Here is a 12532-nt window from a genome sequence, read left to right on the forward strand (position 1 = left end):
GCGCCCAAATTTTGTAGTAAAAGTCAATAGAAAAAAAGAGGGGTCAAAATTAATTGACTCCTCTTACAATTCTATTGCTTAACTTAATGACATTAAGTTTCGGCTATTCTTTTTTTATGAAATGACTTTGGTTTCCATTTCATTATTGCTGTATAATAAAATATGGAGGAAATTGAATGAAGAAAAAATATATGTTTTTTGACTTGGATGGAACACTAACAACAGGGGTGAAGCATGGAAATGAAATTCCTAAGCTTACATTAGATACAATTCAAGCATTAAAAGAACAAGGGCATTTTCTATCACTAGCGACAGGACGACCACATTATCATGCAAAAGAAATGGCTAAACAACTAGGAATTCATCATATTGTTAGTAATGGTGGATATTGTGCCCAGGTTGATGATGAGATGATTTTTCATGAAGGAATGAATCAAGAAGAAGTGCAAGCATTACTAAACACCTGTAAGGAATATCAAATCCCAATTGCGGTATCAAAAGATGGGGATGATCAATTTGTGACAAACAGTTTAGCTTTAAAGCAAACGATTGATTCATTTAACTTTTGGGGGAAAGTAACAATTGATCCATATTTTGATCCAAATTCATATGAAAAGATAACTCGTATGATTGTGGATGAATCATATCGTAAATATGAACATTTACATGCATTCAAAGATATAATTCTTGTTGGTTATTATTCACCATTTATGATTGTTGAACCAGATGATAAATATGGTGGAATTCAAAAGATGATGAAATACTTAGATGCACCACTTGAAGATGTGGTTTGTTTCGGAGATGGACATAATGATATTTCAATGATTAGTCAAGCAGCAACTGGGATTGCAATGGGAAATGCAGTTGATGAACTGAAAGCTGTTGCTACATATGTGACGACCAATTGTGATGAAGATGGAATCTTACATGCATGTAAACATTTTGGTTGGTTATAAGCAATTACAGTGCTGTGAACATACAAGAAAGTCAATTCCAAAAAACACTAAACAAAGAATGGGTTACCTATTCTTTTTTTTTTGGCCACTGTGATATAATTCACTAGCATTTTGTGTTAGAATAAGAGATGAAAATAAGGAGTATTTTATGAATCGTCACGAAACCAGAGAAGTCGCAATGACTAGTCTATATCAAAGTTTTTTATTACAAAAAGACATCAAGCGTGTACTTGTAGATAATGATAAAATTGGGAATGAAATCCCACCGTTTTTGTATACAATTACAATTGATGCTACAAAGAATCTACCTGTATATAAAGAACGTATTAACAAGGTCTTAAATGGTAGTTGGAACTTTGATCGCTTAGGTTATATCGAGCAAGCAATATTACTTATTGCTGCTACAGAGCTAGATTTTGAAACTGCGCAGCGTCAAATTATTATTGATGAAGCCATCGAATTAGCAAAAAAATACTGTGATGATGATGCTTATAAACTAATCAATGGAGTATTGGATCGCCTATGAGTCAAGTTGTAGAGTTACGAAAACTCGCTGCATATGTAAAACGCGCAATTGATGGAGATCCAAAATTGCGCTCTTTATATGTTAAGGGTGAAATATCGAACTTTACACATCATCGTAGTGGTCACATGTATTTTTCTTTAAAGGACGGAAATGTTTCCATGAGTTGTGTGATGTTTGCAAGTCACACCAGAAATGTAAAATTTCAAGTTCGTGAAGGAATGCAAGTGATTGTTTTGTGTAGTGTGAGTATGTATGAAGCCCGCGGTAGTGTACAGTTGTATGTTACCAATATGCAAAGCGATGGAGAAGGGGATTTGTATTTACGTCTTGAACAGTTAAAAGCACAACTTCATAAAGAAGGTTTGTTTGCGGTTGAACATAAAAAACAAATACCAACCTATTCAATGGATATTGCAATTATAAGTGCAAAAACCGGAGCCGCAATTCAAGATGTGTTCAGTATTATTGAACGAAGATGGCCAGCTGCAAAAGTGAAATTATATCCTAGTTTGGTCCAAGGTGAACAAGCAGCAAGCAATATTATTCAAAATTTGAGAATTGCAGATCAAAATCATCATGAAGTTATATTACTTGTACGTGGTGGTGGATCCATTGAAGACTTGTGGTGTTTCAACGATGAAATGCTAGCGCGTCAAATATATACAATGCAAACGCCGATTGTCACAGGGGTGGGACATGAGACGGATACAACACTGGTTGATTATGTAAGTGATTTGCGTGCACCTACACCAAGTGCTGCTGCAGAAATTGTAACACCTGACATTCATGAAGTAGAAATGCGTTTACAAGAAATAAAGGCACGTGCAATCCGCAAAGTAGAACAACTACTACTAGATAGTCGTAGTGAATTGCTTTATTATCAAGAAAAGCCATTGTTATCAAATAAAGATGCATTGACTAAAGATGATGCATTACATTTACAACTGATTGTACAACGATTAAGTAAAAGTAAGGTATATTATGAAAGAAATGCAAGTGCATTAATTAGAGCAAAAGAAAGATTATATACGAGTGTAAAACAGTATAGTCAAAAACAAAGACAGGACTATGAAAAGAAAGTTGCATTACTAGATGCATATAGTCCACTTAAAATATTAAACCGTGGTTACGCGGTAACTTTTGATCAAGATGACCATGTAATTAAAAGTGTAAATGATGTACATGTTGGACAAGGCATTCATATACGATTACAAGATGGAGAAATCAAAGCGAAAGTCGAGGGAGAAACAGATGGAAAGTAAAATGACATTTAGAGAGAGAATGAACCGTTTGGATACAGTAGTAAGCCAACTAGAACGCAATGAAGTGGAGTTAGAAGATGCTATCGATTTATTAAAAGAAGCACTGCTAATTGTAAAAAGTTGCGATGAGCAACTACAAGGATTTGAAGAACAAGTTTCACAATTGATTGCAGAAGAAACAAATGAAAGTGAGGCAACACATGAGTAAGTTTGATATTGAACCGTACTTACAAGATGCCTTAGCATATGCACCAGACGGTGTGGTAAAAGAAGCTGCGTATTATTCGTTATTAAATGGTGGTAAGCATGTACGTAGTAACATATTGTTTGCAACTTTAGATGCATATCACATTCCTTTAAATAAAGGGATTGATGCAGCTATCGCAATTGAAATGATTCACACGTATTCATTAATTCACGATGATCTACCAAGTATGGATAATGATACCATGCGTCGAGGTAAACCAACTTGCCACATTAAGTATGGAGAAGACATTGCAATTCTTGCTGGAGATACATTGTTAACAGAAGCATTTCGTTATGCCGCAAAAAGTTGTGAAAGAGGAATTGATACAGGCTTAGTGATTGAGCAATTTGTTAATGCAGCTGGTATCAAAGGAATGATCTATGGACAACAACTTGATATTCAAAATGAAAATAAAGCAATTGAACTTGATGAATTAAAGGAAATCAATAATTATAAAACTGCAAAACTGATTACACTACCACTTATTATTGGTAGTATCATTGCAGATAAATACAGTAGTGATAAAGAATGTTGGGAGCAAATTGGATATAAACTTGGTTTAGCTTTCCAAATTCAAGATGATATTTTAGATGTAACTGCATCATCTGAAATGTTAGGTAAAGATGCAAAAAGTGATGAAAGAAATCAAAAAACAACATATGTGTCTTTACTTGGATTAGAAGAAAGTAAGGAAATTGTCGAAACTTTGTTAAATGATATAGAGAATCTACTTGATACTTTAATCATTGATAAACATTCGATGACAGAGTTGATTGATCAACTAAGAAATCGTCAAAAATAGGAGTTACTATGAATGTTCTAGATATAAAACAACCATCAGATATTAAAGTGTTATCCATACCTGAATTAGAAAAACTTGCGAAGGATATTCGTAGTTTTTTAGTTGAATCGATAGCACAAACAGGTGGTCATTTATCTAGTAATTTAGGGATTGTTGAATTAACGTTAGCCATGCATTATGTATTTCAATCACCAAGTGATAAGTTTATTTATGATGTGGGACATCAGTCGTACATTCATAAAATACTTACTGGACGTGCAAAAGAGTTTTCAAAACTACGTCAATACCAAGGAATCTCAGGATTTCAAAAACGCAAAGAAAGTGAACATGACTCATGGGAAGCAGGTCACTCTTCTACTGCGCTAAGTGCTGCACTTGGTTTTGCAGTTGCACGTGATTTGAATAAAGAAGACTATCAAGTATTACCAGTTGTTGGTGATGGTAGTTTAGCTAGTGGAATGTCATTTGAAGCACTCAACGAAATTGGTAGTGAGAAACGCAAAATGGTGATTGTGTTTAATGATAATGAGATGTCCATTTCTAAAAATGTTGGAGCGATGTCACAAACATTCACAAAACTTCGTTCAAGTAAACGATATACTGGATTCAAACATGGATTACAGGAATTTTTAAGTAGTAATAGCGCAGGTCAAAATGTATTAGAAGGATTGCGCGATTTAAAAAATAACATTAAGCATACAGTTGTTGATGCTTCATTTTTCGATGATTTTGGTCTTGATTATATTGGACCAATTGATGGTCATAATCTACACGAATTGATTCGTGTTTTTGAAGTTGTAAAGAAACATGATGGACCAATTGTTGTACATGTAATTACGCAAAAAGGAAAAGGATACTTGCCTGCACAATTAGATGATACTGGTGCTTGGCATGGGGTTGGTAAATTTGATGTAGCAAGTGGGAAAATGCTAAGTACAAAACCAATTGATCATAAAGATTGGAGTTCCATCATGTCTGATGGTCTACTTCGCTTAGCTAAAGAAAATGAAGATATTGTAGCTCTGACACCAGCAATGATGGCAGGTTCAAAACTACAAGGGTTTTATGAAACATATCCAGAACGCTTCTTTGATTGTGGTATTGCCGAAGAACATGCAGTGACATTTGCTGCAGCTTTAGCAGCAGCAGGGAAGCGACCATTTATTTCCATTTATTCATCGTTTTTACAACGAGCATATGATCAAATGAATCACGATATTGCGCGTATGAATTTACCAGTTGTAGTTTCTGTAGACCGTGCTGGTTTAGTTGGTGAAGATGGAGAAACACATCATGGTCTATTTGATATTGCAATGTTTAGAAATGTACCAAACCTTGTCTTATCACAACCAAAAGATGCAAAAGAAGCACATGATTTATTATATAGTGCCTTTCTACATCAAAAACCATGGCTAATTCGAATTCCAAGAGGAAGTGTTGCAGATAATCAAGATCCATTTACAGCGATTGAAATTGGTTCTTGGAGTAAATGGCAAGCAAGTGATGCAGTCGATGCATTTATTCTTACGTATGGTCCAGATGTAGATAACTGTATTCAAAAGGCAAAATTAGAAAAACTGAATATTGCTGTTATAAATGCGCGTTTCTTTAAACCACTTGATACAGCGATGTTACAGCAAATACTAACAAGTAGTAAACCGGTTGTCATTTACGAAACAGATATGAAAGCTGGTGGTTTATCTAGTGCTGTTTTAGAATATGCAAATGATTATAATATCGATGCAAATATTGTACGTTTAGGAATTGATGATCATTTTGTTTGTCATGGAAATACGCAAGTATTACGCCAAGTTGAACATATTGATCTTGACAGTTGCTTTATGGAACTAAAAAAGGTGCTTACATGCGATTAGATCAATATCTTGCAACATATAAAGATGTGAAATCACGTGCTGCAGCACAAGATTTAATCAAAGAGGGATATGTGGAAGTGAATAAAAAAATCATTCGTAAACCTGCATATACAATCAATGATACAGATTGTATTGTTGTGCATAAATCAGAACATGAGTTTGCAAGTCGCGGTGGTTTGAAATTGTTTTATGCAATTGAGAAATACCATGTGCAACTTTCAGATAAAGTTGTGCTTGATATTGGTGCGTCCACTGGTGGATTTACTGATGTTTGTTTGCAGCAAGGTGCACGTCACGTATATGCTGTTGATGTTGGCGTTGATCAGCTTGCACAATCTTTAAAAGATAATCCAAAAGTAAGTAATCTTGAAAGTTGTGATATTCGCACACTAGATCCAGCGAAGATCCAACAAGTTATTGATTTTATATGTATTGATGTATCTTTTATATCACTGAAGAAAATCTTTGATGTTGTTGTTACATATTGTAATGATAAAACAGAATTGCTTGTATTGGTAAAACCACAATTTGAAGTAGGGAAAAACTTTGTGAATAAACAAGGTGTCGTAAAAGATAAAAATGTACATAAACGACTATTGCTAGACTATATGGATTACTTCCAATCTCTTGGATTTGGAATCAAAGCAATCGATAAAGCCGCAATACAAGGTCGTTCAGGTAATCAAGAATATATTTTCTATATGAAATATCATAGTGTATCAAAATCGATACACATTCAAGATGTATTGAAGGGAGAATAAGATGATTCTAAGTTTATATGTCAAAAATTTCGTGTTAATTGATGAACTAACTTTGGATTTTCAAAATGGATTTTCTGCGTTCAGTGGAGAAACGGGGGCTGGGAAATCGCTTTTTATTGATGCCATTTCTATATTGTGTGGTGCAAAAGTATCACCAAGTTTTATTCAAAAAGGTGCTCAAAAAGCAGTACTTGAGATGTGTGTGGAAGTACATAAAAAGCATCCATCACTACAGAAATTAGCTGAAGCAGAAATTGAAGTTGAAGATCACAGTTTTATTATTTCAAAAACATTTACACAAGAAGGAAAAAGTACAACGAAGGTAAATTCACGTAATGTTACTGCTGCTTTCTTGCGCGATCTAATGAGTGACGTTATCGATATTCACTCACAACACGATTCACAGTACTTACTCAATCCAAAATCTCATCTTGGTTTGCTTGATAATTTTGTCCAAGACGATGATTTAACAAGTAGCGTACGTACTGCATACAAAGACTATAAACAGAAACAACAAGAATTAGATACACTATTGGAAAAAGAATTTAATCAAGAGGATCTTGATTTCTTTATGTTCCAATTAGATGAAATTAATGCGCTTGATGCATCAGAAAATGAAATTGAAGAACTAGAAAACTATCAAAAGGATATGATGGCTTTTGAGCGCGTTTCTAAGGCGCTAAACGAAGCAATGCAAGCAATTGATACATCGAGTTATGAAAATATTTATGAAGCTACAAAAGCGTTAGATGAGCTTGAACAAGAAGCGTTAGTAAAAATCAAAGAAGAAATGTTAAATGCATATTACTTAATCGATGAGCAAAAAGATGCTCTACATGCTTATGCAAATTCACTTGAATATGATGAAGAAAAACTTAATCAAGTTCAAGAGCGTTTATTTCAAATTCAAAAGATTGTGCGTAAACATGGACACACATTTAAAGATGTGCTTCTTAAAAAAGAAGAACTAGTATCAAAAATAGAACTATTTAGTGATCGTGATGCAGCAATTGCATTAAAACAACAAGAAATCGAGCAACTATATAAAGAGTTTTATAAGCATGCTAGTAAATTAAGTGAAAAGCGTAAACAACGTGCAAAAGAATTAGAAAAAGAAATTCAAGTACAGTTAGAAGATTTATATTTACCAAATGCGAAATTTGAAATCACATTTACAAACCAAGATAGTGTACATGGAATTGATGGAGTGGAATTCTATATCTCGATGAATAAAGGAGAAAGCTTACGTCCACTGACAAAAGTAATTTCTGGTGGGGAACTTTCACGTTTAATGTTAGGATTGAAAGTTATCTTCACAAAACTACAACATATTGAAACAATTATCTTTGATGAAATTGATACAGGAGTATCTGGTAAAGTGGCATATGCGATTGGACAAAAGATGAAAGAATTAGCAAAAGTAACGCAAGTATTCTCAATTACGCATTTGGCTCCAGTAGCTGCACACGCAGATGCACATTATTTAGTAAGAAAAGAAGAAGTAAATGATCATACAAGTACTTCAATTGTATCACTATCTTATGATGAACGAATTCGAGAACTTGCAATGATTTCAACAAATTCACTTTCAGATAAAGCCCTTGATGCCGCAAAAGAACTACTAGATTCATGCGAGGAATCTCATGGCTAAGGTTATCTTTCACATTGATTTAAATGCGTATTTTGCCAATGCTGAAGTAATTCGCAACAGTTCTTTAGAAGGACAACCCATCGTTGTTGGTGGGTTAAGTAAGCGTAGTGTTGTATGTACAGCAAGCTATGAAGCACGTGCATATGGTGTCCATTCTGCGATGCCTTTACATGAAGCTTTACGTTTATGTCCAGATCTTATTGTGGTACAAGGAGATCATGATTACTATAAAGAACTATCAAAAAAGTTTTTCGCTTTTATAAAAACCTATACACCGTTTGTTGAAATCGCAAGTATCGATGAATGTTATGCAGATATGAGTGAAGTGATAAAAAACTATGAACGTCCTCTTGATTTAGCTTGGGAGATTCAACAACGTCTAAAAGATGAATTAAGATTAAAATGTTCGATTGGGATTGGTCCAACAAAATTTCTAGCAAAGATGGCAAGTGATCGTTATAAACCACTTGGAATCTATGTAATTCGCAAACAAGAATTGGATAAGAAATTGTGGCCACTTCCAATTGGCGATATGATGGGGATTGGAAAGAAAACAGCACCGATACTGATTCAACATGGTGTTGAAACGATTGGAGATTTAGTTAAGGATGAAAATTATGCAATTGTTCGTCCTATACTAGGTAAACATACACTCCAAATGATTCAAAAAGCCAAGGGAATAAGTAGTGATCGAATTGAATTCTCCAACACGGTACAATCAATTTCTCAATCGACAACGTTTGTTAGCGATGTTGAAGAGTATAACGAACTTGTTGGTATCTTGCGTAAATTAGCAGCTTCACTTGCAAATCGAGCAAAACAAAAAGCGATGTCAGGAAAACTGATATCTGTATCAATTCGCTATTTTGATTTTCGTAATGTAGTTCGATCAATTACAGTAGAAGAATATATCCAAGATGCAGATAAGATACTTGAAGTTGCTTTATCTTTGTTTGATGAAAACTATGAGGACATTCCAATTCGTCATTTAGGAATTGGGTTAGGAAGTTTAAAGTCAGATAATGAAAGAGTTGATCAATTAAGTTTATTCAACTATGAAAGCAAGTACAAAAAACTAGATATCATTGATGAACTGAATAAAGATATACTAGGAAGTAAATTGGTATATGCTTCAAGTTTATTAGATAAAAAGGATCATAAGTAAGTGTTTTTTTACAAAAATGTAAGAAACACTTTTTTGTTAGTAAGCGTAAAATAATGCACGGATTTTCAAAAACAATATACAAATGATATGTCAAACAACTTACATGTTGAATGATATCCAACATATGTGATAGGCGTGCTAAGGGATATTGGTGTCAGTGTGGAACGACTGTTGCCAACAAACCCAAATTTATCTGGAGAGTTCTTTGTCCAAGTTAAGCGTAAAAAAAGACTGAGGTTGAATGTCAAAATAATGACACCTCAGTCTTTTCAGGTAGCGCTAAATGCTTTACACTTACAATTGAATCAATAAATTCCTCTACTTCAATTTCTCCATTTTCTTCATTATATGTTGCTAAAACTGATGTCTGAAAAATATAGAAAAGCTTATAAACGGTTATACAAGATGTAATAAGTACCATTAAATATTTTTTTATTTAATGGTATGTTATCCTTTCTTTTTTTTTTTTTTATGAATGTTATAAAGAGAATAAATAAGTACAATAAAATCTAAAACGGTCCCTATGTGAAAAAATTATTATCAACAATATTAAGTACTATTATTATTGTTGATGATATAACTAGGAAAATGTCCACAATATAGAATCCCTCCTTCATTATTTTAGTTACATACGTAAGATATCTACTTCTATTATGTTATTTTAAAACATAAAAACAAGACTTATATTCAGATACGAATTTTGATATGATTATAGTGTTTGAAATATAAGGTAATCACCAATTGTCTTACGTTTACTTTCGTTATACAATAATCAGTAAAGTATATGTATTTGAGTTGTACTGTGTAGTTATCTTTGCGATAATTGAACTAGAAAAAATGGAGGAATATTATGAGTAAAGGGATTGTACTATACAAGTCAAAATATGGTGCCACAAAGCAATATGCAACTTGGTTAGCAGAAATGACTGGTTTTGATTTAGTAGAAATAAGTAAAGCAAATATACACGATGTAGAAACATATAACACAATCATACTTTGTGGTGGTGTGTATGCATCATCAATTGCTGGCTTATCGTTTTTGAAAAAGCATGCAAAGGCATTACATGGTAAAAAAATAGTGATTTTAGCAGTTGGAGCAACTCCATACGAAGAACATGTACTTGATACGATACGAGAACACAATTTAAAGCATGAATTAAAAGATCTACCATTATTTTATGCACATGGAGTCTTTGATGAAAATAAGATGTCATTTCGTGATCGAACACTGATTAAGATGTTAAGAAAGTCTTTAAAGAAAAAAGATCCAAGTACATATACTACATTGGAACAAACCATCATGTCAGTTAATCAACAAGAAGCAAACAATATTCAAAAAGAGTATTTAGCTCCATTAATTGCTTATCTATCTAAGTAGGTATTTATATCTACTTTTTTTGATTATTTGATATAATACGTATATGAAACTACATGAAGCGATTGAAAACTACATTCACTATATTAGTGTTATTGATCAAAAGGCACTGACAACAATTGACAACTATAAAAATGATCTTGTACAATATGAGTCATTTATGCACGAACATAATATAGAAGATGTAGAAACAATCGAGTACAAAGATATTGAAGCGTTTATTCAAAATCAAGCGTTATCAAAAAAGATGAATTCCATAAACCGGATGATTGTATCAATTCGTAACTTTCATTACTATGTCACATATAATTTTCCAAGTGTTGCAAACCCAGCAATGCATGTAAAACTAAGTAAAAAAGGAAACAAACTACCTTCATTTTTAAATGAGAATGATTTAGAAATGTTTATAGGTGCATTTAATGATAAAAAAGATGTTGATTTATATCAACATGCGATTATTGAAGTCATGTATGGTTGTGGATTGCGCGTAAGCGAGGTTTGTAACTTGCAAATGAATCAATTACACCTTCAACAAGGCATAATTAAAGCTGTAGGGAAGGGAAATAAGGAACGCCTTATTCCAATCAATCAACATGCAATTGATTGCTTACAGTTGTATTTTGATGGTCCAAGAACATTTTGGAATACAAAGAACCTTCATTATGTGTTTGTTAATCAAAGAGGGAATCGACTAACAAGACAATATGTTCATTCGATGATCAAAAAGAAACTTACGGAGTTAGAGATGAATAATACAATTTCTGCGCACTCATTTCGACATAGTTTTGCAACACACTTATTAAATGGTGGTGCAGATTTGCGTAGTGTCCAGGAACTACTTGGTCATAGTGATATATCGACAACACAAATATATACACACATTCAAAGTGATCGTTTAAAACATGAATATTTACAAGCAATGAACAAAAAGAAGAAATAGTTAACTTTATCTAACTACATCTTCTTTTTATATTATTAATAAACACAATTTGCATTGTTTATTGTATTAATAAACGATATATGATAATGTTTATATAAAGGATGTGATATATATGAAGAAAATTGAAGAATTACGTTTAGATGAATTAAAATGTGGTTATACAGTACATGATGATGTTTATGCATGTATTTTTTGTGATCAAAAATATGAAACTGGACACATTTATACATGTAAAGATGAACTATTAGATGCACATGCAGCTATGAAGCACCATATTTGTGAGGTTCATGGTGGTACTTTACAAGAGTTATTTTCACTTGATAAAAAACAAACGATGCTAAGTGATGTGCAAAAACGGATGCTTTCATATTTTGCGGATAATAAAAGTGATAAAGAGATTGCCAAGATTACACATACATCATTATCTACGGTTCGACAACAGCGTTACCAATTAAAAGAAAAAGCAAAGCAAGCTAAGGTGTTTCTTGCAATGTACGAGCTCTCAGAGCAATCGAGTTCCTTTGAAGCGTACATTCCTATACATCAAAGCGCGACAATGGTCGATGATCGATATTTAATGACGCTAAAAGAAGAACAAGAGTTCATTGATCGATATTTTAGTAGTACAAGTCCATTGCAACTAAAAATGCTACCAGCAAAGCAAAAAGCAAAGTTAGCAGTATTACGTATGATAGCTAAACAATTTGCTGAGAATAAAGAATATACAGAAATGGAAGTTAATGAAATACTAAAAGCAATCTACGATGATTTTGTTACGATACGTAGGTACATGATTGAATATGGTTTCTTAAAACGTACAAACGATGGAATTCGATACTGGAAACCAGAAACTGTACAATAACCCTATAATTCATACATCTAAATATTACATAATACACATTATGCGAAGTAAAGCATTCATAATATGTGTTATGAAGGTAAGTAAACCCCCACTACTTATAATAAATGTAGT

General features: G+C 33.1%; 12 protein-coding genes. All 12 read left to right on the forward strand.

Annotation, left to right across the window (positions count from 1 at the left end; all coding sequences use genetic code 11):
- Nucleotides 1-176 precede the first annotated feature (176 nt).
- Entirely contained in the window at nucleotides 177-956 is a 780-nt protein-coding gene (locus EDD63_RS08095; RefSeq protein ID WP_134170277.1) for an HAD family hydrolase, read from the forward strand.
- A gap of 148 nt (nucleotides 957-1104) precedes the next feature.
- On the forward strand, nucleotides 1105-1482 hold the full coding sequence (gene nusB, locus EDD63_RS08100; RefSeq protein WP_134170279.1) for a transcription antitermination factor NusB: 378 nt from the start codon (nucleotides 1105-1107) through the stop codon (nucleotides 1480-1482).
- A complete protein-coding gene (gene xseA, locus EDD63_RS08105) occupies nucleotides 1479-2744 on the forward strand; it encodes an exodeoxyribonuclease VII large subunit (RefSeq protein ID WP_134170281.1) in 1266 nt (421 codons plus the stop codon). Before nusB ends, xseA begins: the two co-directional genes overlap by 4 nt.
- The gene (xseB, locus tag EDD63_RS08110) at nucleotides 2734-2952 is read left to right on the forward strand and encodes an exodeoxyribonuclease VII small subunit (RefSeq protein ID WP_134170283.1); all 219 of its coding nucleotides are present in this window, start codon (nucleotides 2734-2736) and stop codon (nucleotides 2950-2952) included. The genes xseA and xseB overlap by 11 nt, the downstream gene beginning before the upstream one ends.
- On the forward strand, nucleotides 2945-3793 hold the full coding sequence (locus tag EDD63_RS08115) for a polyprenyl synthetase family protein (RefSeq protein ID WP_134170285.1): 849 nt from the start codon (nucleotides 2945-2947) through the stop codon (nucleotides 3791-3793). Before xseB ends, EDD63_RS08115 begins: the two co-directional genes overlap by 8 nt.
- A gap of 8 nt (nucleotides 3794-3801) precedes the next feature.
- The gene (gene dxs, locus EDD63_RS08120; protein WP_134170287.1) at nucleotides 3802-5667 is read left to right on the forward strand and encodes a 1-deoxy-D-xylulose-5-phosphate synthase; all 1866 of its coding nucleotides are present in this window, start codon (nucleotides 3802-3804) and stop codon (nucleotides 5665-5667) included.
- Entirely contained in the window at nucleotides 5658-6428 is a 771-nt protein-coding gene (locus EDD63_RS08125) for a TlyA family RNA methyltransferase (protein ID WP_134170289.1), read from the forward strand. The genes dxs and EDD63_RS08125 overlap by 10 nt, the downstream gene beginning before the upstream one ends.
- Nucleotide 6429: 1 nt before the next feature.
- Entirely contained in the window at nucleotides 6430-8079 is a 1650-nt protein-coding gene (gene recN / locus EDD63_RS08130) for a DNA repair protein RecN (RefSeq protein WP_134170291.1), read from the forward strand.
- Entirely contained in the window at nucleotides 8072-9244 is a 1173-nt protein-coding gene (gene dinB, locus EDD63_RS08135; RefSeq protein WP_134170293.1) for a DNA polymerase IV, read from the forward strand. Before recN ends, dinB begins: the two co-directional genes overlap by 8 nt.
- Before the next feature lie 850 nt (nucleotides 9245-10094).
- The gene (locus EDD63_RS08140) at nucleotides 10095-10622 is read left to right on the forward strand and encodes a flavodoxin domain-containing protein (RefSeq protein ID WP_134170295.1); all 528 of its coding nucleotides are present in this window, start codon (nucleotides 10095-10097) and stop codon (nucleotides 10620-10622) included.
- 43 nt (nucleotides 10623-10665) lie between these two features.
- Entirely contained in the window at nucleotides 10666-11559 is an 894-nt protein-coding gene (locus EDD63_RS08145; RefSeq protein ID WP_134170297.1) for a tyrosine recombinase, read from the forward strand.
- 112 nt (nucleotides 11560-11671) lie between these two features.
- The gene (locus EDD63_RS08150) at nucleotides 11672-12421 is read left to right on the forward strand and encodes a DUF2087 domain-containing protein (RefSeq protein WP_134170299.1); all 750 of its coding nucleotides are present in this window, start codon (nucleotides 11672-11674) and stop codon (nucleotides 12419-12421) included.
- Nucleotides 12422-12532 lie beyond the last annotated feature (111 nt).

It is taken from the genome of Breznakia blatticola (assembly GCF_004365815.1).
Lineage (GTDB): Bacteria > Bacillota_I > Bacilli_A > Erysipelotrichales > Erysipelotrichaceae > Breznakia > Breznakia blatticola.